Origin of the sequence: Acutalibacter muris (genome assembly GCF_002201475.1) — a bacterium.
In the GTDB taxonomy this organism is placed as follows: Bacteria; Bacillota; Clostridia; order Oscillospirales; family Acutalibacteraceae; genus Acutalibacter; species Acutalibacter muris.
In genome coordinates this window covers 2,534,715-2,559,580 of record NZ_CP021422.1, presented here as the reverse complement: position 1 = coordinate 2,559,580, position 24,866 = coordinate 2,534,715, and the positions used below count along the sequence as shown (strand labels likewise).

The following is a 24,866-nucleotide window of genomic DNA, read 5'->3' as shown; positions in this document are numbered from 1 at the left end:
ATAAAATGGCGATCAGAAAACAGGAAAAGACCGCCCAGGAAGCTGGGCAGGCCGCACGGAGCAATAACACGGCCCCGGCGCAGGCCGAGGGAGCGGGAAGGCCGCTCCCGGAACTTACGGTAAGGATCTTCCCTGTGCATAATACCAACAGTAAGCTCAAGGCCACGGCTAACGTCAATATCGCCGGCGCCTTTGCCGTGCAGGGATTCCGCATCTTCGACTCCAAGAACGGTTTATTCGTCAAGGAACCGGAGCAGTCCTATGTCAAGGAAGGGACTGAACTGAGCCGCCCGGTATTCTTCCCGGTTACCAAGGAGGCGCGGGAGGCTCTGCATGGGCAGATCCTCCACTCTTATGAGTTGGTCATGGAGAGGGAGATGGGCCAGAGAGAGGACGATCCGGGGTATCTGGTAGGCGACGAGGACGCTCCCCCGGAGCGGGGCTATGCGCCATCTCTGGAGGATGAAGACCTCCCCTTTGACATGGGGCAGTCCATGTAGAAAAGTGCCGTTTTCTGAAAAAAGGTCTGGACATAGGAACACCATATGAGGTATGGTGTAGGTAGGCAGAGATGCCAAAACCACAAAGGATGGTGTAACCTATGTCAAAGCTATTTCGGAGATTTCTGGCGGCGGGAACAGCGGCGGTCATGCTGACGATGGCAACTGTACCTGCCCATGCAGCAGCGGAGCGGTTCACGGATGTCAAGCCGAGCGCATGGTACTACACAGCGATAGACTACGCCGTAAGCGAGGGGCTGTTCAGCGGAACTTCGGCCAATACATTCAGCCCCGGAAGCCCCATGACCCGCGCTATGTTTGTCCGGGTGCTAGGAAACAAGGCCGGGGTAGACCCGGAGGACTACCCCGGCAGCTATTTTCTGGACGTACCCAAAGGAACATGGTACACACCCTACGTCCAGTGGGCGGCAGGACATGAGATCGTCAACGGCACGGGCGGGTATAAATTCAGCCCCAACCAAAGCGTGACCAGGGAACAGATGGCACTCATTCTCTATAACTACGCCAAGACCACAGACTGCGACCTGACAGCACGGACAGGACTGCTGGATAAGTACCCGGATGGCGGCAAGGTTGCAAGCTATGCCGAAAAAGCCATGGAATGGGCCGTGACCCACAACATTCTTAGCGGCAGCGGAGGCCGGCTGGACCCCAAGGGGACTGCGACCAGGGCGCAGGTGGCGCAGATTTTTTACAACAGCCGGGAACTGCTGGCAAACGGCAGCGAGGAACCCCAGCCGCCTACTCCCTCGCCTAGCCCGGAACCATCGCCTTCGCCAGACCCGGACACCCCCAGGATTCCCATATCAGATGAGGTCAGAGCCAAACTCAGGCCAAATCAGGACCCGGATAAGATCCTGGACTATGTCCTTCATGGAAAGAAGGATGACCCCACCTTTTCATATGACGGAACGACAGCCAAGTGGGACCCAGCCCTAATCGGTCAGCCTGGGGTTGCAAAAACTCCTATGGGGAGCTGGGAGAACGTAGAGGATGAAACGCGCAGCAGTTCCGCCATCGGTAACGGATGTGTTAAAATGCTGACACGAACCGCCAGCGACCGGTTTTATATCACGGCAGAGGAAGAAGATGGGTACTTCGCCCTCTACTATCACCCGGCAGACAAGCCCGACAGCCAGCAGATGCGGCAAATCAAGGCGGCGCTGAACCTGACCCGCCCAATTAAATACGACCGCGGCCTCGCCTACCAAGGCTCCGGCTGGGCCGGGCCAATGGTGTGGGAGCAGTATGGCGGCGCACAGGGGATTGCGGACAAAATCGAGTTCTATCTCCTGGAAATGCACCCCTACGCCACTGGATACTACCTGACGGAACCCCAGCCGGGTGTGTTCTACCTCCTATATTAAATAGAATCAGCGTCAAGCGAAGCAGGCCCTCCATAACAAGGAGGGCTTTTTTTGTACTCTTTTTTAACAGTTATAATAAATATCAGAAAGGACTCACTACTATGCAGAAAACAATGAAACGAACCTTGGCTCTTATTCTGGCCGTGGTGCTGTGCTTCAGCGCCATGCCGTTCTCGGCCTTCGCGGTCGAGATGACGCCCGATGAAACCCTGTCCTCCCATGCCCCGTCCAGCGAGGCTCCTGCGGAGAGCAGTCAGCCCGAACCCAGCGCGGCCCCGGAAACCGGCCCGGAGAGCAGCGCAGCGCCGGAGGAAAGCGCTGTTACAAGCACAGGGTCCAGCCCTGCTCCCTCCACGGAGCCGACAGCAGAGCCTGCGGCAGACCCCACTCCCGAGCCTGCCACTGGCTCGGACGATTCCGGGCTTACCCCTGGTACAGAGCTTGACATGAACCGGGTCTGGCCTGCCCTGCGCCGCGCCCAGGCCCGTGCAGCAGGAAAATTCGGTACCGACGGCACCCTCTATGTGGGTGATTACTGTTTCCCCGGCGGCGTCGGTACTCCCCCGACCCTAGGTGAGTACATCGGCCCCATGCCCATTGAAACCATGCGGTACGGCTCCAACAACGTGGCCGCGTTCTGCATCGAGCATGAGAAGGAATCCGGCAGCGGTATGGGCTACACCTGGATGGATCTGTCCACCAACAACCAGGAAACCCTCGGCACCATTCTGGCCCTGGGCTTCCAGTGGAACGCCGCCAGCCCCTGGGCAGTCCCCAGTGACAACAGCGATAAATGGGTAGTAACGCAGGTACTCATTTGGGAAACCATCGCGGGCCATGCCTTTTTGCAGGGGAATGGCCTGATTGGCATCGAATCCGGCGTGGACGCGGATATGCAGATGATTTCCGCTCATGCCTATAACCCCACAAAATTCATGGAGTATTACCGGGACCTCAAAAAGCGCCTGAACGACTACTTTAAGGTTCCCAGCTTTGCCAATAAAGAGGCAAGTAAGGCAGACACCATCACCCTGCGGTGGGATGGCAGTAAGTACAGCGCCACGGTCACGGATTCTAACGGCGTACTCAACAATTACAAATTTGAAAATTGTCTGAAGAATGTTAAGGTCACGGCAAACGGCAACTCCCTTACATTGTCCACTACAAGTCCGATTTTATCCCCGGTCACTTCTTCACAGGTGCAGAGTGATAACAATCTGGCCGGTGGCAAGGGAGCCGTGGCGGTCTGGCGCACGGCTGACCGGAACTTCCAGGATTTTGCCACTTACTACAAGGAGGGCGGCGACCCGGTGAGCTGCTACATCAAGGTGAAAACCGATGCCGTTGGCAGTGCCGGGCTGGTCAAGACCTCCGAGGACGGCAAGGTGGAGGGCATCCAGTTCCAGATCACCGGCAGCGACGGCAGCAGTACCACCAAAACTACCGACGCCAGCGGCAATATCGACATTGAGGGCCTACCCATTTATTCCGCGGATGGCAGTAAAATTACTTACACTGCCACGGAGATAAACGTCCCCAACAAGTATGTGAAACCTGAATCTCAGACGTTCCAGCTTACCGAGGGTCAGACCGCCTCCATCCATTTTGAGAATAAGCTCAAGCGCTGGAGGGTGACAGTCACCAAATCGGACGAGCAGACCGGCTCCACGCCCCAGGGCAACGGCTCCCTGGCTGGCGCAAAGTACGGCGTATACCGTGGGAACGAGCTGGTCAAGGAGTACACTACGGACGAAAATGGGCAGTTTACCACGGATTACTACCCATACGGCGAGGACTGGACCCTCCGTGAAATCTCGGCCAGCCCCGGCTATCTGGTCAGCGAGGAGTCCACCAAACTGTGCGAGATTCCCGCAGGCTCCAACGAGGAAAACAACGATAACACTGCCAGCGTGACGGAAACCATCATTTGCGGCGGTGTTTCCGTCGAGAAGCGGGACAGCAAGACCGGGGAGCGGCCCCAGGGTGATGCTGACTTCTCCGGCATCCAGTTTGAGATTGTCAACAAGTCCAAGAATCCCGTGGAGGTAGGCGGAAAAAAGGCTGCTCCCGATGAGGTGGCTATGACCATCACCACCAACGCCCAGGGCGTAGCCACCACCGGCCCCAATGTCCTGCCTTACGGTGATTATCTCATTCGGGAAAGCAAGACAAACGCATCCATGCTCAAGACGTTCACCGAGGAAATCCCTGTGACTGTTTCCGAGAACGGCAAGGTATACACGTTCACGGCTGAGAACGACGTAGTCCGGGGTGGCATTGCTGTGGAAAAGCGTGACAGCCAGACCGGTGAGAGGCCCCAGGGCAACGCCGATTTCAGCGGTATCACCTTTGAGATCGTCAACAGCAGCCGGAACCCGGTGGAGGTAGACGGCACTACTTACGCCACTGGTCAGGTGGTAGCTACCCTCATTACGGACGAGAGCGGCTATGCCAGTACAGAGGATGAAATCCTTCCCTACGGCACCTACACGCTGAGAGAGGTTTCCACCAATGATTCCATGCTCCATACCTTTAAGGAGCAGACAGTGCCGGTCACAGAGCATAAGAAAACCTATGTGGTCACCGCCGAAAACGATGTGGTGCGTGGCGGTCTTTCCGTGGAGAAGCGGGACAGCATTACCGGCAGCACTCCCCAGGGCAACGCGGATTTCTTCGGCATCACCTTTGAAATCATCAACGACAGCCGGAACCCGGTTATCGTGGGTGACAAGAGCATCGGCCACGGCGAGGTTGCCCTGACCCTTACCACCGACAGCGAGGGTAAGGCCAGCACTGCGGCGGACGCTCTGCCCTATGGCTCCTACGTCCTCCACGAGAGCGCCACAAACGAATCCATGCTCAACACCGCCCCGGACCAGCCGGTAGAAGTTACGGAAAACGGCAAGGTCTATCCGTTCTTCATGGACAACGAGGTAGTTCGCGGCGGCGTTCTCATTGAGAAACGCGACCTGGAATCCCTGCTCCTGACCCCGCTGGGCGGGGCCAGCCTGGACGGTACGCTGTTTGAAATCACCAATAAGAGCCGTAACCCGGTCTATGTGAACGGCGCTCTGTATCAGCCGGACGAGGTGTGCCTGACCATTGAGGTCAAAGACGGTGTGGCGCAGTCTGACGTGCGCGCTCTGCCTTACGGGTCGTATACGCTGGCAGAATCCAAGCCCGGTACCGGCTATCTCTGGACGGACAAGACCATCCGACCCTTTGATGTGCTGGAAGATGGCTCTGTCAAGGAGTACCGGGAGGGCGACGCCGCCTATAACCAGGTCAAGCGCGGCGACCTGAAGTTCGTAAAAGTTGGCGAGAAAAATATGCACCGCTTTGCGAATGTGGCCTTTAAGCTGACTTCGCAGACCACAGGCGAGAGCCATATCCTCTTGACAGACGCAAACGGCGAGGTCAGGACAGAAACCAAGTGGAACGCCCACAGCCTCAACACCAACGGCAACGATGAGAAACCCGAGGCCGAGTGGAACGATGAAACCGGCACCTGGTTTGGCTTGACCACCGAGGAATGGATGGTGGAAACCCAAGATGGCCTCTGCGCTCTGCCGTATGACTACTACACATTGCAGGAACTGCGCTGTGAGGGCAATAAAGGTTACGCCCTGGTGACTGTTCCCAACATCTTCATCAGCCGGGACAGCACCGTGATCGAGCTGGGGACCATCGACGACCATGAGGAAGGGATCCCGGAAATCGGCACTACTGCCACGGTTGACGGTGAAAAGACCGCCGAACCACTGAGCGAAATTACCCTGGTTGATACTGTGCGTTATTCCGGCCTGACGGTTGGCAAGACCTACAAGCTGTCCGGCGTTCTCATGGACAAGGCCACCGGCGAACCTCTGACTGTGGACGGTAAGCAGATCACGGCAGAAAAAGAGTTTACCCCTAAGGCTGAGAGCGGCACCGAGGAACTGAGCTACACCTTTAACGCCAGCGCCCTGGCTGGGAAATCCGTGGTGATATTTGAGGATTTGTTTGAGGGCGAGAATAAGGTTGCCAGCCATGCGGACATTGAGGACGAGGGCCAGACCGTTAGCTTTACCGAGCCAAAAATCGGCACCACTGCCACCGCCAATGGGGAACATACCGCCGAGCCGGTCGGGGATATCACTATCATCGACACGGTGAAATATTCCGGCCTGATTCCCGGCAAAGAGTACACGGTCAAGGGTGTGCTTATGGACAAGGCCACCGGCAAGCCGCTGACAGTAAATGATAAAGGAATCACCGCCGAGGCCACGTTCCGGGCTAGTAAGGCCGAGGGAACTATCGACATTCCCTTTACCTTTGATGCGTCCGCTCTGGCGGGAAAGACCGTGGTTGCCTTTGAAACGCTGTACCGGGACAAGCTGGAGGTCTGCGCCCATACCGATATTGAGGACAAGGACCAGACCGTAACTTTCAGCGAGAAACCGGAAATCAAGACAACCGCTACGGTTGATGGAGAGAAGAAGGCTGAACCTAAAGGCGAGATTACTATTACCGATACCGTCAGCTACACCGGCCTGACCCCCGGCAAGGCTTACAAGCTGTCCGGCGTTCTCATGGACAAGGCCAGCGGTGCGCCCCTCCTGGTGGACGGGCAGCAGGTTACTGCCGAGAAAGAGTTCATCCCGGAGAACGCCAGCGGCGCTGTTAAAATGGCATTTACCTTTGACGCATCCTCGCTGGCTGGTAAGACGGTAGTTGTTTTTGAAAGCCTGTACCATGAGGACAAAGAGATTGCCGTTCATGCTGACATCAACGACCTGGGCCAGACTGTGGAGTTCACAACTCCTGATAAGCCCGAGATCAAGACCACCGCTGCCGTGAATGGTGAGAAGAAGGCCGAGCCTGTGGGTGAGGTAACTATTACCGATACTGTCAGCTATTCCGGGCTGACCCCTGGTAAGACTTATAAGCTGTCCGGCGTTCTTATGGACAAGACCACAGATGAAAAGCTGTTAGTAAATGACAAGGAAATTACGGCAGAGAAAGAGTTCACTCCTGAGAGCGCCAGCGGGAGTGTCGATATGACATTTACCTTTGATGCTTCTGCTCTGGCCGGAAAGTCCGTGGTCGTGTTTGAAATCCTCTACCATGAAGGTGTTGAAATTGCTGCCCACGCTGACATCACCGACGAGGGCCAGACCGTAGAATTCACCACTCCCGGCAAACCCGAAATCAAGACCACCGCTATAGTCAATGGAGAAAAGGAAACCGACCCCCTGGACGAGGTCACCATCACCGACAAAATCACGTACAGCGGCCTGACCCCCGGCAAACCTTACACCGTCAGCGGCGTACTCATGGACAAGGGTACCGGTGAGAAGCTGCTAGTGGACGGCAAAGAGGTCACCGCGACAGCAGACTTTACACCCGAAACCGCCGAGGGGAGCCTGGAGCTGGCGTTCACCTTCAACGCCTCCACTCTTGCCGGGAAGTCTATCGTTGTATTTGAAACCCTATATCAGGAGGGCGTGGAAGTGTTCGTCCACGCGGACATTAACGACAAGAACCAAACCATCAGCATCCGCGGCCGGGGCGGTCTGCTCATCAGGAAAACCGCCGAGGATAACTTTGTGGAAGGGATCTCCTTCCTCGTCACCGGCAAGGACTATGCCAAGAAGTTCAAGACCGACAAAAATGGCGAGATCCGCATCGAAAATCTCACTCCAGGTGAGTACACCGTAACTGAGATTTCTGACAAAATGACAGCCCGCTATGAGATCCAGGAGGGCAAGACTGTTGCCGTTACCGCTGGAGATACTGCCGAAGTGAAGTTCCACAACAAGCTGCTCCGGGGGCAGATCGTGGGCCGCAAGACCGATACCGAGGGCAACCCCTTGGAGGGCGTGACCTTTGGCCTATTTGCCAAGGATGCCCAGGAGTTTACAGCTGAAAAGGCTATCGCCACTGCCAAGACCGACAAGGCCGGTAAGTTCCAGTTTGATAAAGTTCCTTATGGCGACTATCAAATCAAAGAACTGGAGGCCCTGCCCGGCTACGTCATGCTGGCGGGTACTGTGCCGGTCAAGGTTGACAGCAGCACTGTTACTCTGGAGGACATCCAGAACTCTAAGACTCAAATCGTCATTTCAAAGATCGACTCTGCTACCGGCAAGGAACTGCCTGGCGCCAAGTTGGAGCTCAAGGACAAGGACGGCAAGGTCGTTGAAAGCTGGACTTCTACCGATAAACCCCATACCATCGAGAAACTGCCTGCCGGGGAGTATGTTCTCCATGAGGTTAGCGCCCCCAAGGGATACGAGCTGGCAGAGGACATCAAGTTTACCGTCAAGGATGACGGCGAGGCTATCACTGTCGTCATGAAGGACAAGCCCAGCAATTCCGTAGATACTCCGCAGACCGGTGACCGCGGCTGGCTGCTGGCACTGGCTGTGTTCGGTGTGAGCTTGGGCGGTGTGGTGATCTCGCTGGTTCTGAGCAGAAAGAAGAAAAATGAGAACGAGTAGGATTGGAGGAATTCTATGAGGAAAACAAAAATATGCAGAGTGCTGTGCGCGCTCATGCTGGCAGCAATTCTGAGCGCCTGCCTGACCGTGACCGCGTCGGCCAGCGGTGATGTGGCCGGGGCTGTGCAGTCCACCTGGACAAAGGCCCAGGGACAGATCAAATCCGTGGTGGACAATGTGGTGTTCCCAGTTATCGACGTAATTTTGGCGGTTTTATTCTTTGTCAAGGTCGGGACCTCATATTTTGAATACAAAAAGCATGGCCAGTTCGAGTTCGCCGCGCCAGCCATCCTGTTCGCCTGTCTGGTGTTCACCCTGACCGCTCCCCTCTATATATGGGGCGTTGTGGGGATATAGCCTATGACAAGGGAAATAATGGAAAGGGTCAGAGGGCCCCCCAAACCATTCGAATCCTGCAAAGAATGGAGGTGACAAATACGAACTTTTATGAAAATGAACTGAAAAAGATGATCCGTGGCATCCCGTTTATTCAAAGCTACACCTTCGTGGGCCGCACCATTCTGGGTAGGCTGGATGAGGATCTGCGTGTCAAGATCAGCCTGGTGACTACCGGCATAGCAGATCATTATAACGCCCTGCAGATTCATATCATCAATCGGACAGGCGGAAATGTGGATACCCAGATTGTGAAGTTCAGGGAACTGCTGGGAAAGGGCTTCGCCATAGACGATGACAGCGACGGCCCAGGCTGGGGCCTGTGGCAGCCCACCCAGAGCGATTACATAAAGGTGAATCAGTTCCTTTACAACTACATCTCCTACTATGCCCCAGAGCAAGAGCCGGAGGAAAAGCAGGATATGGGCGGGCAGAATATGTAAAATATTGGGAGGTGGTTACAATTTTAGACTGGCTTGGAGGGCTTATCAGCAGCTTTGGCGGGGCGCTGGGGAACGTGTTCTCCTCCTTCGGCAGCGGCCTTGTGGACTCTATATGGGACGGCATGGTCACTTGGCTGCTGAAGTCCTTTTACGATACAGTTTCCGATGTGTTTACGCAGATCGGCGGCATGGGCGCAGAGATATTCGACCTAACCTGGGTGAGCTCGTCTGTCCAGCTCTTTACCATGCTGGGCTGGACGCTGTTCGGTGTGGGAATGATCGTGGCGGCATTTGATTTAGCCATCGAGTACCAGAACGGCAGGGCGAGTATCAAGTCCACGGCACTGAACGTCCTAAAGGGGTTCTTTGCCGCAAATTTGGTGACGCTGGTGCCGGTGGAGCTGTACAAGTTCTGCATCAATTTACAGAATGTCTTTCTGAAAGACCTGGCTGGCGGCTTTATCGGAACGGTTGACTTCAACCTTGGGGACGTTGCGCTAAAGGTTATGGTCGGCGCATTTGGCGGACCTGCCGGGATCGTGGCAAACGGCATATACCCTCTTTGTATGCTGATTGGGCTGTCGTACTCCGTTTTGAAGGTGTTTTTCGCCAACATAAAACGAGGCGGCATCCTGCTTATCCAAATGGCGGTAGGTACCCTTTATCTTTTCTCTGTTCCCCGGGGCTATACGGACGGGTTCAATCAATGGTGCAAGCAGATCATAGCTCTGTGCCTGACGGCCTTTTTGCAGACAACGCTCCTGTTCCTGGGTCTGCTGACTTTCAACAGCAATATGCTCCTGGGGCTAGGGGTCATGCTGGCGGCAGGCGAGGTACCAAGGATCGCCCAGCAGTTTGGGCTGGATTCCAGCGTGAAAGTCAACATGATGAGTGTTGTCCACGCCACCAGCACTGCTGTGAATATGACCCGGAATATTGCCAGGGCTATGGCATAGGGGGTGGCGAAGCTGAACAAGGATAATGAAATGGAGCGTCAAGACCTACGGGTAAATGATGACATCCAAGTGTCCGAGGACGGGCGCTCTCTCATCGCATGTCTGGAAACCTGGCTTGATGCAGGGAAAAAGTTTCAAGAGGATTTGAGCGACGATGAAACATGGTTGAATCTATACGCCACCTATGATCCCTTTACAGATACGCTTGAAATGGGCTATGTAGTTGAAACCGCTATTCATTATTACTCAAATGACTATAAGCCCACAACGAACGAAGAACGCCTTGTCAAGGACATGATCACGGAGAAAATCCATGAACTGTTCAATCAAACGCCACAGGAATTCTGCCGGGCGTTCTCAGACAACGACATACAGATGGGAGGCCAAACATGACCCAATACATCTACCCGCAAAACCTCAAGGCTACGGCCAACCTCTGGCTGTGGAGCCTGCGGGACTTTGCAATCATCTGCATAGGGCTGCTGATTTCAGCCCTGGCGCTGACGCAAATCCACCTGATAGTCCCGCTGGCGCTGACAGCAGCCTACGCCTTCCTCTCAATTAGGCTGGAGGAAATCACTGTGCTGGATTATGTGCGCTACGCCGGGAAGTTCCTCCTGTTCAGCCAGCAGGAATACGTCTGGAGGTGTGAAGAATAAGCAGAAAAAAGAAAAAGGGCAACTCCACCCGCGCCCTTATGGGCCTGGAGGGGTTCACAAACTATGGAATAAAGACCGCTGGCGGCGAGCTGGCGGTTTTTCTCGTCCAGCCCACGAATATCTCCGTTCTCTCTCAGGCTAATGTGGAGATAAAGATCCAACACCTGCTCATGGTGCTGTCCCGGCACCCGGGACTGGAGATCGCCTGCCTGGATTCCTGTGAACGCTTTGACGATAACAAGCGGTTTATTAAGCGCCGCTTACAAGAGGAAGGCAACCCGGCAGTCCGCAAGGTGCTGGAGCAGGAGATCGGCTACCTGGAATCAAAGCAGATCGAGATGTCCACAGCCCGGCAGTTTCTGTTCATCCTGCGGTTCACCAAAGGCGAAAAAGCGGAGCAGGTGTTCCACGACATCAACAACGCCATGACAAATTTCACGGGCCAGGGCTTCGAGGTGCGGCGCATGGAGCGGGAGGACATCAAGCGGGTGCTGGGTATTTACTTTGAAACCACCATGTCCGGCGAAGATGTGGAGGACGTGGACGGCGCCCGCAATTTTGACATGGAAAGGTTGGGTGATACTTGAAAAAAGGCATAAAAGTTTTAATTGTATTCGTGCTGGCAATCGCGCTGGCGGCGTCGGGATTCTGGATAGTACACAGGTTCATCGAGTCGAAGGAGCAGCAGGAGAGCTTTCAAGATTTGGCGGAATCTGTGCTTTTGGATAAGCCCAAGGCGCCTGTGAAAACTGTTCCTAACCTGGATAAGCTTTTCCCAAGAGATGACCCCATAGCCCCAGGGGAAGATGAAACGCCCAAGCCAACCGGCCCGGAAGTGCTCCACGACCTGGCCACGCTCAAGGAGAAGAACGCTGACTGCATCGGCTGGATCAGAGTGCCGGGGACGGATATCGACTATCCCATCATGTGGACGCCCAGCGACCCGGAGCATTATCTGCACCTGGATTTTTACGGCAACTACTCCGATTACGGCGTTCCGTTTTTAGACCACCGCTGTGATTTGGGCAGCAGCAACATCATTCTCTATGGCCACAATATGTTTGACGGTACCATGTTTACCGACCTTATCTGGTACAAGGAAAAGGAGTACGCCGACGCTCACAGGCAAATTATTCTGGAAACGCCCGATGGGGCCAGGGAGTATCAGGTATTTGCCGTATGCAAGGCTAATTCTATGGTGTCCGGCTGTTACCAGCATACCAGTTTTGCCGATGACGAGGAAAAAACCGCGTTTCTGGATTCCATCGAAAACGATAGCGTTTATTATACAGACCCGGCATCTGACCAATTTATCACCCTCTCCACCTGCGATATCTCCCGACGAAACGGCAGGGTCGCTGTCTTGGGAGAGCTGGTGGGAAAGGAGAGCCTATGAGGAAACGAAAAGCGCTCAGTCAGGAGCAGGCCGAGTCCATTGCCGTCAAGGATTTCTTTGACATGATACTCCCCGGCGTGGTGAAGTTCCAGAGCGACCACTATATCTGCGGGGACAGTTACCGCTGCGTGTGGGCCGTCCGGGAGTACCCGCCCAACACCGAGGAACAGGCTATCCTCTCCCAGTTAGCCGATAGGAGCAATATCACTCTGCGGGTGTACAACCGGCTGGTGGACAGCATGGAGCAGCGGAAGATCATGCAGAACGCCACCCGGCGCAATAAGCTCATGTCCGGCGGTACGGACGTGCAGGAAACGCTGGAGGCCGAAAATAACCTCAAGGATGTCATCGATCTGCTCACGAATCTCAGCAGAAACAGAGAGTGCCTTCTGCACTGTGCGGTATACATGGAACTGAAAGCACCTACCCTGGAAAAGCTCAAGGATCTGCAGTCGGATGTGCTGATGGAACTGACCCGCGCCAAAATCAACATCGACAGGCTGACTCTGCGGCAGAAAGAGGGCTTTCTATCGGTGGCACCCTTCGGGACCAATCAGTTTGGGCCGCAGTTTGAGCGGGTGCTGCCCGTCTCATCGGTGGCGAATCTATATCCGTTCAACTATTCCGGCAAGTCAGACCCTCATGGGTTCTACCTGGGCCGGGACAAGTTTGGCACCAATATTCTCACCGATTTTGACCGCCGGGCCGATGATAAGACCAACTCCAATATCCTCATTCTCGGCAACTCCGGGCAAGGGAAATCCTACTTGCTGAAAGGGATAATCTCTAATTTGAGGGAGTCCGGCAAATCCATCATCCTTATGGATGCGGAGGCAGAATACCTAGACCTGACCAAGTCCCTGGGCGGATGCTATCTTGACTTTCTGTCCGGCGACTATACCATAAACCCATTGCAGCCTATGGCCTGGGAGGACGATGCCGAGCGGGAAGACGATGAAAACACCCCGGAAACCTTCCGCAAGACCAGCACCCTTTCCCGGCATATTTCCTATCTGAAAGACTTCTTCCGGGCATATAAAGACTTTACCGACCCCCAGCTGGACACCATAGAATTCATACTCCAAAAGCTGTACCGGCGCTTTGACATGGATGACCATACGGATTTTTCATCTCTGTCCGCCGGGCAGTTTCCAACTATGTCTGATTTCTATGACCTGTTGGAAGACGAGTACAACCTCTACGACCAGAAAAAGAAAAACCTCTTTACAGAGGAAACCTTACAGGAGATTTGTCTGGCGCTGAACTCTATGTGCGAGGGGGCCGAGGCCCGATTCTTCAATGGACATACCAATATAAAGGATGACAAATTCCTGTGCTTCGGGGTGAAAGGCGTCCTCAAGCTGAACAAGCGGCTCAAGGACGCGCTGCTGTTCTCTATCCTCTCCTATATGACCAACGCCATGCTGGGGGCCGGAAACTGCGTGGGCGCTGTGGACGAGCTATATCTGTTCCTCACCAACATGACGGCCATCGAGTATATCCGCAACCTCATGAAGCGGGTGAGAAAGCGAAATTCCACCGTGCTTATCGCCAGCCAGAATATTGAGGACTTCCTCATCCCGTCCATCCGTGAGTTCACAAAGCCGCTATTCAGCATACCGACCCACCAATTCCTGTTCAATGCAGGGCAGACCGACCCCCAGGCGTACATCCGCACCTTGCAGATGGAGGAAGCCGAGTTCAAGCTGATAAAGTTCCCGGAGCGCGGCACCTGTCTGTACCGGTGCGGCAACGAGCGGTACTTGCTCCAGGTGGGGTTCCCGGATTTCAAAACGAAAATGTTCGGGGAGGCTGGCGGGCGGTGAGCCACCGCGGGCAATTCGCGCGGGAAACTGAGAAAAGACATGAAGTTTACTGCCCGCGATTCACGCAGAAAAAATCAGGAGGTGGGATATGAGCCTGACAATGGGCAGCTTGTTCGATGGAATCGGTGGATTTCCTCTGGCGGCAAGCCATGTGGGGATAAAGACCCTGTGGGCCAGCGAGATAGAAAAGTTTCCCATCCAAGTGACTATGAAACATTTCCCGGAGATGGTTCATGTGGGGGATATCACTAAGCTGAATGGGGCTGATCTGCCGCCTGTGGACATCGTCTGTGGAGGCTCACCGTGTCAGGATCTTAGTGTCGCATCAGGGGCCCGTGACGGACTCCAAGGTGCTAGGAGCGGCCTGTTCTACGAGATGATCCGGGTGATAAAGGAGCTGAGAGATGCAGACAGAGAAAGAGGACGGACAGTTCAGTCTGTTCGCCCAAGATGGGCTGTGTGGGAGAACGTACCCGGCAGTTTCTCAAGCGGAGAACCGCCCGGCGAGGACTTCCGCATCGTCCTGCGGTCGTTCACCGGAATTGGCTGCGGCGCCGTTTCTATCCCTCGACCTGACTCCGGGAAGTGGAAATCTGCTGGGCGAATCCTATTGGGAGATACTTTCTCCCTGGCTTGGCGGGTCCTCAACGCTCAATACTGGGGCGTCCCCCAGAGAAGTTCGAGAGTGTACCTTGTCGCAGATTTTGCAGGCCCATGTGCTCCCAAAGTATTATTTGACGAAAAGGGCCTGTTTAGGGATACTGCGCAGGGCGGCGATACGGAATAAACCGTTGCCGCCGCAGCTTGAAATAGCATTGAAACTGCAGGCTGGCGTCGTTGCAGCTGCGCAGATTGAAAAACCACCGTTGGCTTTTGCAATCAATCAGAGAAAGGAGGTCCGGGACTTGGGGATGGCCTCCGCGGCACTGACCGCAACCCAGAGTATGGAGATGCAGACATTTATCTCCCAGGCAAGTTTTACCGCTGGCTTTTGCGCCGGAGCCGGAGCCAAAGCCGGGAGCATCGGCTATACCGAGGAACTGTCCCCCACCCTCAAGGCCAGCCCAAGCGGGAACATGATGCCATCGGTGCTGTGCCTCAATGACCAAGGTGGTATGCTGATGGATGTAAGTGAAAATTGCACAGGTACCCTCCGCGCCCAGGAACATGGACACCAGCCATTAGTTTTTGAGAATCATGGCCAGGATTCCCGGTTTTCGGGGCCGGTAAGCGTGTCCCCGGCTATCTGCGCCGGGGCTGGCGAGGGTGGGAACAATTTGCCCTTTGCGGTGGAGCAGAGTGTGGCCGGAACGCTGTGCGCCAGGGACAGTAAAGGTGTGGACAATATCTGCGCGGAGCAAAACAAGCTGGTAGTGGAAAGCCCACTGCTCATAAGAAGGCTTGTGCCGCTGGAGTGTGAACTCTTACAAGGATTCCCTCCCGGCTGGACGGACATACCCGGCGCGTCGGATACCGCAAGGTACAAGGCCCTGGGCAACAGCATCGCCGTTCCCTGCGCGGAGTTTATCCTGGGCGGGATAGCGGAGTGGGCAAGCTCAATAGTCCTCTGACCCCGGCATAGCCACCGAGAGCGCGTCCCAGAACTGGCCGAACTCCTCGTCCGTCATATTACCTCCATGGGACAGGATGACATAGTCCGTCCCCAGCCAGTTATAGCGTATCTCGGTTTCCGCATAGCCATTGTGCATATAGAATGCCTTGCGCTTGATACGCTCTTTATTATTGGGAACGGAGCTGTCCGGCTCCTCTATGTCCACGATCACCCGCTTGTGGAGGTTGTCACGGTGGACAGCCTGCAAAATCTCAGAACCGAGGCCATGGCCCCGCAGGTCTTCCTCCACGGCGAAATAGATAATATGGACGATGTCTGACCACTCCAATATGCAGACAAAGCCACAAAAGCCGCCCTCACAATAGGCAGCCAGCACCTTAGAGTGGCCGGTAGTATCATTCAGCAGCGGTCCAAGAGGGCGGCGCTCGTTGGCGGGAAAGGCGCGCTCATATAGGGAACGTATCATGGGAACATCATTTTGGCTGGCTGGAATCAGTTTGAGCATAAATAAACCTCTATATTGCCCGGCCCAGCTCATAGGCCCTCTGTATGGCATCTTCGCTAGTCGGGCCGGTGACCACCAGCGGCTCCATCCGCTCAAAGCCCCAGCCGTCGAATAGGCGCAGCAGTTCCTCATAGTTGGCCCGGTACTTGGGATTGTCAGGCGCACCCTGGGCAAAAATGGTATAGAGCTTTTTGCCAGGCTCGATACGGCACCGTGCGCCCTCGCCCACACAGTCATGCAGGCAGAAGTGGCGGTTCATAAACGACCACGCCTCTCCCTGGGGGTACCCCATGTAAATGCCCGCGCCGAACACTACGGCTCCGGCATCAGGAAGGGCGTCAAAATAGGGCCGCAGTGCGTCCTGCTGTACACAGAAACCATCCAGCTTTTTGCAGGCATGACAGCCTGTGCATCCGCTAAGCCCTTTGCTGATGGGTATCAACAGGGTATTATGCCCTGCCTCCTCCGCACCCTGCAGGAACGCCTTTACCGCCTTTTGGGATAGGCTCTTGGGCAGACAGCTGCACGTTATACCGACAACATTCATGTGGAGTTCTCCTCTCAAAAACTATTGATGGAAAAATTATAGCACAGGGTGCTGGGGCGCGTCAATTCGCTGTGCAGCGAAATGTGACAGAGAATCGCTATCCCGCCCCGCTATAATCGAAACTAACGCTTAGATTGCGAAAAGGAATAGGCTTCGTCGATCCAGCCCAGCAGAGCTTCATCCATATCGTTTGCGGACTCTACGCTGACATGGTGCGTCCAGCGGTTCGGATATGCCTCCACGCTCATGGCGATCCGCGGGGAATCCACCTGATAGGGCAGCCCAAAGGATACCATGATAAAACTCTTAGGCCAATCTTTCCTGCGGCGGGCAGGCGGCGAGACCATGGCGAACATATGCCTGTTATAAAATGAGATCTGAGTTTTCGATACCTTGATTTTCATGTCGGGGTAGGTCTCCACCAGCCGCTGTTTGAGGGTTTCGTACAGAGGAAGCAACGGTTCCCACTTTTCCCAAAACATCTGCTCATCCAAATTCATTTCCATAGGCTGTGATTCTCTCCAATGACATTTACTGCTCTCAGGTGAAGCTGTTAAAATGAGTATAGCATATCGCAAGGCCGCTGTCTACCCAAAGCGGGATTTATGACAATCGGCAGAACATATCGCCCCCGCCGCCCCGGTTTTTCTGTAGGTTTCCCAACTGGACTTTCTGCCCCGGCTGGGGTATTGTGTGTCCCAGGAGGTGAAAAACATGGAAGACATTCTGAGACAGCTTTTCTACGGTGATTACATACCCTTTGAAATTCTCACGGAGCTGGACGGCAGCGGGAAGTACGACCGGGGCGACGTCACCAAACAACTCCAGGCGCTGGTTCAGCCAGAGCAATTCAGCCTTATAGAAAAATTGCTCGGCGACGTTTATGAGTCGCAGACGAAGAACATGGTGAAAGCCTTTAAGGTCGGCGTCAGGTTCGGGGCGCAGTTTGTGATGGCGGCTTGCCTGGATAAAGCCGGACAGGAGGACGCGGAATAATGGATAAAGGAAAAACGCTTCTGGAGAGGCTTTACCGAGGCGAGATCTTTCCCGCAGAGGATATCGTACCCCAGTCGAAAGAGTATCAGGCGGCAGTAAACAGAGAAAGCACACTCAGGGGCAGGCTGGAAGGTAAGCTGGGTGAAAGGCACTTCGATCTGTTGGACAAGTACGAAGCCGCAGTCGAAGATGTCCACCGACTGGACTTGCAGTACACTTACGCCGATGGTGTGCGCTTCGGAGTGCGGCTCATACTGGAAACCCTGTGCGTGGACGGAAAACTCCCGCCTCTCAGGAAAAAGAAATAGCAGAGAGGCCGTGCCGCATGGCGCGGCCTTCTATTATATCAAATGTAAAGGAGCAAATACGATGGATATCATCGAACTGGAACATTGGGCGCCTGACCCCGAGCGCCCGCATATGCTGAAATACGCCGGCCAGCCCACAGCCCAGGAGGTCTTCGAGGAACTTCGGTACCGGCTGGAGAGCATGGGCTGTCTCCCGGACGAATATTTTCTCATGGATAAAGAATGGGAGAATGGCCGGGAGACACCCAGGGACGCTGACATCTTCTGCACCACCGACTACGGCGCGAGCGAGGGCATCTATATTGACGTATACCTCAAGTGGCACGAGGACGGCAAGCCAGTCACCAAGTCCTTCATCACCGGCAAGACCCTGGGCGAGAGCGGCTCCGATTTGGACAGAATGTTCCTTATCGCCTCGGCTATCACAAAGGCATTCCGGGGCGGTGACATCAGGAAGAACTCCGTGCTTTCTCTGAACGAGCAGGAACAGGCTATAGTTGTCAATGCCCTAGCAGAGCAGAGGGAACGTCAGGAGAGCGCCCTCAACCAGACCGAGCAGCTCTTGCGGCGCATGACCGGGAGTATCACGAACTACATGAATCTGGTGGGCCAGCGGCCCCTGCATATGAGCGGCGGCGACCGGGCGGTCATCGCTGTTCGGGATGGTGAGCTAAATGAGTTCAAGAATCTGCTGCCGCAAATCTCCGGGCAGGAAACCTATAACGAACTGTTCCTGGAGGCTGTGGGCCGTCCAGGAGCAGTGGGCCGGAAGATGACCATGCTCTTTCTGGACAGCAGCACTGCCTTCTCCCAGGATGTGTACAAGGAAGCCTGCGAGAGGGCGGTCCGCATTGTGGATGCGGAAAAGGTGGCGCTCCTGCAAGAGCAGGCGCATAACCATGTTAAGGATTTACCGCTGGACTTCTTCGGAGAGCTGGCGCGCTACGCATACCAATGGAAGGGCGTCCAGTTTATATCGGCGCAGATCATGGAACGCTGTTCATCGGAAGAAGTTCACGCGGCTCCGAAGGAGCTTTTAGAGATTTCCCTTGTCTGCGGCGACATAGACATACCCAAAGCAATGGCGCGGAAAGGCGTAAACGGTGACCATGCCCTGCGGCCCTTCATCAAGTGCCGGGGGAAAGGAGATTCCTGGATACTCGACGTACTTCTGGACCAGGGAATGAAGGTCAGCCCGGATAACTACGACGCCCTCGCCGCCTGTGTGGAGTATAACTGCCCGGAGATCGGGAAAGCGCTCATCGACCACGGTGTTGATTTTGAGGGCTTCTCCGGCTGGGCGGAGGGTCAGGAAAAAGACATTTCCTGCGATACCTATCAGGAGCTTGCCGGATATTGGCAGGCCCAGCATCAGCAGGAGCAGGGGTCGGAGCAGACTTTGTGAACATGCGTGGTACATAGTGGAAAAACCACGCCGCACATTCGGCGGCATTGGGTATGGACTTTTGCGCCCGGTTCGGGTAGTGTTGTGGGTGAAAAAGGACAGGCCGGAAACGGCGGTCCCAAAAAAAGAAAGGCGGTAAACGCGAATGAGAACCATACACACCTTTGACATCGAGCTGTGGACAGAGCCGGAGGAAAAGGAACGGGCCAAGGAACAGGGGCTGGACACGACCCAAGGGGTATTCGAGGCGCTGAAGGCCCATCTGGAGGAAAACGGCCTGCTCCCGGATAAGTCCTTTGAACCCTGGGATAAGGAACCGGCTCCTATGCCCTACTTCGACTATGTCCGGTGCAATGTGGACTTCAGCGAGCCGGACGGTGTTTGCATGAGCATCGAACTGGTTACCCTGGTCAACAATGAATGGGAGGGGCGCACCTTCGCCATAGCGGATATATCCGGTTCAGGCGCTGATGATTACCTGCGGATGTGCCGCATAGCGGCTGAGTGTTCTCTCATGTTCAATGGGCGGGGGCAGGAGATGATGCTGAGCGAACAGGAGCCTGTGATAGCTGCTGTGGAATGAGAAAGGGAGAATGATATCATGTTCATGAACGTACTAAACTGGGAAAGCGAGTGGGAGCACTCGCATACGCTGGCTGACAGCCTCAAGAAGTCCGAAAAGAACGGTAACATTCAACGCTTGTGCTTTATGCCCGGAGGCTGGGCCTGCTTTCGCAGCGAGGGAGCCGTGGATAACTTCCTGCGTAACTTATCCATACAGTGTGGCGGAAAGGTCATCACCCATATGTGGTGGGGCGGCGATGACTGCGGCTCCTCACTCTGGCAGGATGGCAGGGAGTCAAGGAATGTTCCGTCTGTCGAAAGCCCTGAGTGGGATTCGCTTGCCAAAGAGGTGGCGGACAAGACAGCAGGCTGGGAGGCTTGCGCGGCTTTTCATGAAAAGCTAGATTCCTGCTGGGAAACCTACATTCCCAAACTGCGGGAGCTTACTCTGAAACAGATCCAGGAGCAGTCATCAGAGATAGCCGCCACGATGCTCTGCTATGGGCAGCTCAGTAAGCTCTCATGGCAAAAGACCTGGATCGAGTACCTTAACCGTCTGGATGACCCGCTGGCGGTGGTCCGGGACGCGCTGCTCGCCATGCTGAGCGCATTGGCACAGGAGAAATTCGACGCGGCGATGTGGGGCCTTATGGACAAGGCGGATATTGAGCAGGGCCATAGCAAAGAGGTGGGGCAGGAACAGACCATGTAAAGCAAACCGTTACTGATGAAGGAAGGCCGTGCCAAAGGGCGCGGCCTTTCCGCGTTTCAAGGAATTAAGAAGGAGCTGACATGACAGCAAAAAAATACATTGCCTACGGCAGCAACATGAATCTGGAGCAGATGGAGCGGCGCTGTCCCGGCGCGAGGGTGACCGGCAAGGGCTGGCTCAAGAACCACCGGCTGTTCTTCGCCGGGAGAAGTGAGGCGGCGGTGGCGTCCATTGAACCGGCAGAGGGCCACGCGGTGCCTGTGGTGCTGTGGGAGATCACGCCGGAGGACGAGCAGGCACTGGACGGATATGAGGGCTATCCCTGGTTATACGGCAAGCAGGATTTGACGGTTGAGGCAGCCGGAGAGCAGGTCAGCGCCATGGTCTACGTGATGGGCCCCGGCTTCGCTTACGGCGCACCCAGCAAACCCTATCTGGACTGTATCCGGGAAGGCTACGCCTCCGCAGGTTTTGATACAGCGGTTCTGGACGAGGCCGTGGAGTATTCCACCGCGCATCTGCGGCAGACCTATGAGCTGCCGGACGAGGGCAAACCGTCTGAGCAATCGATACTATAGGAGGTGACTATGAAAGACAAAACAGTTGTGGCCGAGGGTCTGGCGGCATACACCATCGAGCGGCGGTTCGCATGGGAACGGCACCGGCCTGACGGCGCTCCGCCCTGGGATGCGCTCAGGACTACGTGGGCAAGAGTTGTTCTCGGAGAGATGGACGACGTGAACGGTGAACAGTCGTCGCTCTTGGAGCTATACAACCAGCGTCTGAAAGAGGCGGAAGGAATCTTCGCAGCGGAGCCAGCCCCGCTCAAACTTCAGAGCGACACCATCCAGGGCCTGTCGGATTATGTGTCAGCACTGAGCCACAGAGCTGGAGATAGCCGCCACCAGATTTATGCGGTCAGGGAACTGCTGGACGACATGGGTTCGCACCTTCCTTGGACGGGAAGCGCAGATATGCAAGGCAAGACGATCGACAAGGCAAACTGGGAACTGCGGCGCATGACGGCGCGACAGCCCATCCGGTTCACCCTCCTGCTCCTGGGCTGGGAGACCGGCCCGGCAGGCAGTACCTTCCTCCCTGGGTGCGTTACGCAGGCAGACGAAATCATGTCCAGTGATTTCTTTGACGATATGCTCTGGAGGTATGGTGACTATGAGAAGTGGCCGGCGCTCTGTACCGTCTACACAGGCGGGGGCAGAGGCCACTACTTGTACGATGCGGATGAGTTTGACGTGGGCATCATGAACGAGGCCGGGGACGATTTCCTCAAGGAGCCGGGAATCGTCTGGCTGGGAGGTCCCTATGAGGTGGAGATAACCTGTGGGCCGGAGATGACAATGCAGTAACTTTAGCAAGGAAAAAACAATGATCGGAGGGATCAGATGGATAAAAATATTACGGTGAAGATTTCCGAAAGGCGCTATGACGCTCTGGCTTTCATCCTCGAGAGCAAGGGTACTACCCTTGAGAAAGAGTTGGATGACGCCCTTGAGCAGATTTTCAGCAAGCACGTCAAGGGTGACCTGCGCAACTTCGTGGAGAAATCCGAGGGAAAAATCAGCGCTGGTGGTGTGCAGGAGTAAGCAAAAACGGAGAGGGAGCAGGCCAGAGGCGGCCTCTCCCTCTTTCATTTTTCAAATCATTTTGTGGAAGGAGCGAGGAAAAATGGAAACCTACGATAAAATTTTGGCCATGTGGAAGTCTCATAAGCTGGAGACAGCCGCCGACATCGACCGGGTGCTGGACAATTTCAAGACCAGCTTTGCGTTTCAGTCCGGGCGGCTGAGCGACCCGCAGATCACCTACCACGACACCGTGAGCATCTTCGAGAGGGACAGCGTGAACGAGTACACCGGGGTGGTGCGTTCCCTTTTGGAGCAGCGCAACCAGAGGCTGTGCTACGAATACGCCCGCGCCAAGCTGGTGGAGCGCGCTCCCCTGGACATTCCTCTGGTGCTTGAGGTTCACAAGCTGCTCACCAACGGCACCTACAGTCAGAGCCACTACATCGACAACGGCGAGCGTCCCGGCAAGTTCAAGAAACACGATTACGGCGTGGGCCTGCATGAAGTGGGCGTACCGGCCAGCCGGGTGGAGCAGGAGGTAGGCGACCTGCTGGCGGAGGTCAAGGGCTATCGAGGCCCCTGGACTCTCAAGGCAGCGGCCTACTTCCACGCCAGCTTTGAACACCTACACCCCTTTGCCGACGGCAACGGACGGGTGGGTCGGACATTGGTCAACTACTATCTCATCCAGCACGACCACCCGCCGCTGGTATTTTTTGAACACCACCGGGATGACTACTACGCTGCTTTGGACGCCTATGACGTAGAGGAAAATCTGGAGCCGCTGGAGGACTTCTTCCGGCAAATGATAGAGGAAACCTGGAAGATCCAGCTATGGCGGGTGGAGAAGGAGAACCAGGGCCACAAGCCCCTGGCGGCGTTCGCGAGGGAGGCCCCCTGTTGAGCCGTGTGTGGCCCCGTGTGGCCGGTTTGGGGGCCGGGTGGAGAAAGTACCCGCCCAGAGGCCCTCCGGGGCCGTGTGGGGCCTTTGTGGGCCGGTTTCCGGTTGGGCAGTTTTACCAGGAGCGCCCGGAGTCCAGGCGTCGGATTCTCAAGCAGGAAGAAAGGCCCGGTGCCGCAGACGGCACTCGGGCCATCTCACATCGCCCGGCAACGCCGGTCGTTTCAAGGAATTCCGGGACTTTTGTGCAAAAATTGGTACGGTGCCGGTTTTGGGGCAGTGACTCCCGGATACGGTGCTGTGACTCGTTGAAACGCCGGATTTCCGGGAGATTTTACGGTGCCAAAGGCAGGCGCCATGAGTAAGGGAGGTGTATATCATCCAAAATCAGGAACCAGAGAAAAAAGAGGTCAAACGGCGCTTCCAGCTTTGGATCAAGCCCTCCACTTTAGCGCTGGCGGACAAACTGTACGCGGAGGATAACTGCGAGAGCCGCAGCGAGTTTATAGAGAAGGCTGTCATTTTCTATGCGGGGTATCTCTCCTCTCAGAACGCCCATGGGTATCTCCCCAGCGTGATCACCTCCACTGTCAAGGGTGTCGTCATGGAGGCGGTGTCCCGCATCTGCACGATGCTTTTCAAAATGTCGGTCAGCCTGACTATGATGATGAATATTATAGCCGCCGCAAATGACGTCGACCCATTGACCTTGGACAAACTGCATATCGAGTGCGTCAACGAGGTGAAACGGACCAATGGCAATTTCGTATTGAAGGACGCCTTCAAGTGGCAGAAAGGAAGCAAATGGGGGAACAAAACATAATTGAGTTGCAATCAGAAAAGACCGCCGACCGCCTCAAGGAGATCACCGACCGGCTGGAGCAGGGGGTCACAGAACTTTTTGAGAGTGAACGCTATAAGGAGTACCTGCGGGTTATGGCCCGGTTTCACAACTACAGTTTCAACAACACCCTGCTGATAGCCATGCAGTGTCCGGGGGCCACCCGGTTGGCCGGGTTCCAGACCTGGAAGAAGTTTGGGCGGTACGTCAAGAAGGGCGAGAAGGGCATCAAGGTCATTGCTCCTACGCCTTACAAGAAAATAATTGAGAAGGACGGGAAAGAACAGGAAGTTCTGGTTCCGCGCTATAAGGTAGTATCCACCTATGACCTGAGCCAGACTGAGGGGAAACCTCTGCCCACCATCGCCACTCCCCTCATGGGGAGCATGGATACCTTCAACGATATTTACGCCGCACTGGAACAGGTTTCGCCGGTACCGATTGCCTTCGAGGATATCTCCGGCAGCGCCTATGGGTACTACAGTCCATCGGAAAAGCGCATTGCTATCCGGGAGGGCCTGAGTGAACAGCAGACCCTCAAGACTCTGGTTCACGAGATCAGCCACGCTAAGCTCCACGATGTTGACCTGAGTAAGCCCAAGGACGAGCGCCCGGACATCGACAAACGCACCATGGAGTGCCAAGCAGAGAGCGTGGCGTTTACCGTCTGCCAGCACTTCGGCCTGGACACTTCCGATTACTCCTTCGGCTATGTGGCCGGGTGGAGTTCGGGGAAAGAGTTGAAGGAGCTGCGCTCCTCGCTGGAGGTTATCCGCAACACCGCCGCTGATATCATCGACAGCGTAGACGGTTATCTCCATGAACTGCGCCAGCAGCATGAGGCAGAAGAAGAAATCATCGGCCCGGCTCTGGCAATGTGAG

At 55.4% G+C, this 24,866-nt stretch carries 26 protein-coding genes and 1 pseudogene; 24 read left to right on the top strand and 3 right to left on the bottom strand.

The features are described 5' to 3' along the window. Positions 1–5: 5 nt before the first annotated feature. From ADH66_RS13045 to ADH66_RS21995, 13 genes are all read left to right on the top strand, one after another. Positions 6–500, top strand: a complete 495-nt coding sequence (locus tag ADH66_RS13045; RefSeq protein WP_066539887.1) for a septation protein SpoVG family protein — start codon at positions 6–8, stop codon at positions 498–500. A gap of 101 nt (positions 501–601) precedes the next feature. Beyond that, positions 602–1,888, top strand: coding sequence for an S-layer homology domain-containing protein (locus ADH66_RS13040; protein ID WP_066539890.1), 1,287 nt, complete (start codon positions 602–604; stop codon positions 1,886–1,888). A gap of 101 nt (positions 1,889–1,989) precedes the next feature. Continuing rightward, entirely contained in the window at positions 1,990–8,370 is a 6,381-nt protein-coding gene (locus ADH66_RS13035) for a VaFE repeat-containing surface-anchored protein (protein ID WP_066539897.1), read from the top strand. A gap of 15 nt (positions 8,371–8,385) precedes the next feature. Further along, complete coding sequence (locus ADH66_RS13030) at positions 8,386–8,727, top strand: DUF3852 domain-containing protein (protein WP_066539899.1); 342 nt, start codon at positions 8,386–8,388, stop codon at positions 8,725–8,727. A 65-nt stretch (positions 8,728–8,792) separates the two neighbouring features. Further along, positions 8,793–9,209 (top strand): hypothetical protein, encoded by a 417-nt coding sequence (locus ADH66_RS13025; RefSeq protein WP_066539901.1) that lies wholly within the window; start codon positions 8,793–8,795, stop codon positions 9,207–9,209. An 11-nt stretch (positions 9,210–9,220) separates the two neighbouring features. Then, positions 9,221–10,165 (top strand): conjugal transfer protein TrbL family protein, encoded by a 945-nt coding sequence (locus ADH66_RS13020; protein WP_088364446.1) that lies wholly within the window; start codon positions 9,221–9,223, stop codon positions 10,163–10,165. A 30-nt stretch (positions 10,166–10,195) separates the two neighbouring features. Further along, positions 10,196–10,558 carry a hypothetical protein gene (locus ADH66_RS13015; RefSeq protein ID WP_066539902.1) on the top strand — a complete coding sequence of 121 codons (363 nt, stop codon included), beginning with the start codon at positions 10,196–10,198 and terminating at the stop codon, positions 10,556–10,558. Beyond that, positions 10,555–10,824, top strand: a complete 270-nt coding sequence (locus tag ADH66_RS13010) for a hypothetical protein (protein WP_066539905.1) — start codon at positions 10,555–10,557, stop codon at positions 10,822–10,824. The genes ADH66_RS13015 and ADH66_RS13010 overlap by 4 nt, the downstream gene beginning before the upstream one ends. A 38-nt stretch (positions 10,825–10,862) precedes the next feature. Further along, positions 10,863–11,411, top strand: a complete 549-nt coding sequence (locus ADH66_RS13005; RefSeq protein ID WP_084384477.1) for a hypothetical protein — start codon at positions 10,863–10,865, stop codon at positions 11,409–11,411. A 29-nt stretch (positions 11,412–11,440) separates the two neighbouring features. Then, a complete protein-coding gene (locus ADH66_RS13000) occupies positions 11,441–12,220 on the top strand; it encodes a class B sortase (RefSeq protein ID WP_207652993.1) in 780 nt (259 codons plus the stop codon). Continuing rightward, entirely contained in the window at positions 12,217–14,046 is a 1,830-nt protein-coding gene (locus ADH66_RS12995; RefSeq protein WP_066539911.1) for a VirB4 family type IV secretion system protein, read from the top strand. Before ADH66_RS13000 ends, ADH66_RS12995 begins: the two co-directional genes overlap by 4 nt. Before the next feature lie 88 nt (positions 14,047–14,134). Next, entirely contained in the window at positions 14,135–14,833 is a 699-nt protein-coding gene (locus ADH66_RS22000) for a DNA cytosine methyltransferase (RefSeq protein ID WP_084384478.1), read from the top strand. 79 nt (positions 14,834–14,912) lie between these two features. Further along, complete coding sequence (locus tag ADH66_RS21995; protein ID WP_456236484.1) at positions 14,913–15,617, top strand: DNA cytosine methyltransferase; 705 nt, start codon at positions 14,913–14,915, stop codon at positions 15,615–15,617. Here the strand turns inward: ADH66_RS21995 and ADH66_RS12980 are convergent. From ADH66_RS12980 to ADH66_RS12970, 3 genes are all read right to left on the bottom strand, one after another. Further along, the gene (locus ADH66_RS12980; protein WP_066539913.1) at positions 15,603–16,124 is read right to left on the bottom strand and encodes a GNAT family N-acetyltransferase; all 522 of its coding nucleotides are present in this window, start codon (positions 16,122–16,124) and stop codon (positions 15,603–15,605) included. The genes ADH66_RS21995 and ADH66_RS12980 overlap by 15 nt on opposite strands. A gap of 10 nt (positions 16,125–16,134) precedes the next feature. Continuing rightward, on the bottom strand, positions 16,135–16,671 hold the full coding sequence (locus ADH66_RS12975) for a flavodoxin family protein (protein ID WP_066539915.1): 537 nt from the start codon (positions 16,669–16,671) through the stop codon (positions 16,135–16,137). 122 nt (positions 16,672–16,793) lie between these two features. Beyond that, positions 16,794–17,177 (bottom strand): DUF5655 domain-containing protein, encoded by a 384-nt coding sequence (locus tag ADH66_RS12970; protein WP_088364444.1) that lies wholly within the window; start codon positions 17,175–17,177, stop codon positions 16,794–16,796. Between the two features lie 208 nt (positions 17,178–17,385). On the opposite strand from ADH66_RS12970, the gene ADH66_RS20355 reads away from it, so the two are divergent. From ADH66_RS20355 to ADH66_RS12920, 11 genes and pseudogenes are all read left to right on the top strand, one after another. Then, on the top strand, positions 17,386–17,667 hold the full coding sequence (locus tag ADH66_RS20355; protein WP_066539918.1) for a DUF6809 family protein: 282 nt from the start codon (positions 17,386–17,388) through the stop codon (positions 17,665–17,667). Beyond that, positions 17,667–17,975: a DUF6809 family protein gene (locus ADH66_RS12960; protein WP_066539926.1), complete on the top strand. Its 309-nt coding sequence runs from the start codon at positions 17,667–17,669 to the stop codon at positions 17,973–17,975. Before ADH66_RS20355 ends, ADH66_RS12960 begins: the two co-directional genes overlap by 1 nt. A 61-nt stretch (positions 17,976–18,036) precedes the next feature. Further along, a complete protein-coding gene (locus tag ADH66_RS12955) occupies positions 18,037–19,380 on the top strand; it encodes a hypothetical protein (RefSeq protein ID WP_066539928.1) in 1,344 nt (447 codons plus the stop codon). 145 nt (positions 19,381–19,525) lie between these two features. Next, positions 19,526–19,963 (top strand): hypothetical protein, encoded by a 438-nt coding sequence (locus tag ADH66_RS12950; RefSeq protein WP_066539930.1) that lies wholly within the window; start codon positions 19,526–19,528, stop codon positions 19,961–19,963. A gap of 18 nt (positions 19,964–19,981) precedes the next feature. Then, positions 19,982–20,656, top strand: a complete 675-nt coding sequence (locus tag ADH66_RS12945; protein WP_066539932.1) for a hypothetical protein — start codon at positions 19,982–19,984, stop codon at positions 20,654–20,656. 80 nt (positions 20,657–20,736) lie between these two features. Then, positions 20,737–21,234: a gamma-glutamylcyclotransferase family protein gene (locus ADH66_RS12940; RefSeq protein WP_066539934.1), complete on the top strand. Its 498-nt coding sequence runs from the start codon at positions 20,737–20,739 to the stop codon at positions 21,232–21,234. Between the two features lie 9 nt (positions 21,235–21,243). Next, positions 21,244–22,023 (top strand): hypothetical protein, encoded by a 780-nt coding sequence (locus ADH66_RS12935; RefSeq protein WP_066539937.1) that lies wholly within the window; start codon positions 21,244–21,246, stop codon positions 22,021–22,023. Between the two features lie 36 nt (positions 22,024–22,059). After that, positions 22,060–22,260, top strand: a complete 201-nt coding sequence (locus ADH66_RS20110; RefSeq protein ID WP_066539940.1) for a hypothetical protein — start codon at positions 22,060–22,062, stop codon at positions 22,258–22,260. A gap of 82 nt (positions 22,261–22,342) precedes the next feature. Continuing rightward, positions 22,343–23,146 (top strand): Fic family protein, encoded by an 804-nt coding sequence (locus ADH66_RS12930; RefSeq protein ID WP_066539942.1) that lies wholly within the window; start codon positions 22,343–22,345, stop codon positions 23,144–23,146. 367 nt (positions 23,147–23,513) lie between these two features. Next, entirely contained in the window at positions 23,514–23,966 is a 453-nt protein-coding gene (locus tag ADH66_RS12925) for a hypothetical protein (protein WP_084384482.1), read from the top strand. After that, a pseudogene (locus ADH66_RS12920) lies at positions 23,966–24,838 on the top strand (ArdC-like ssDNA-binding domain-containing protein); the annotation flags it as partial. The gene ADH66_RS12925 and the pseudogene ADH66_RS12920, both read left to right, overlap by 1 nt. Positions 24,839–24,866 lie beyond the last annotated feature (28 nt).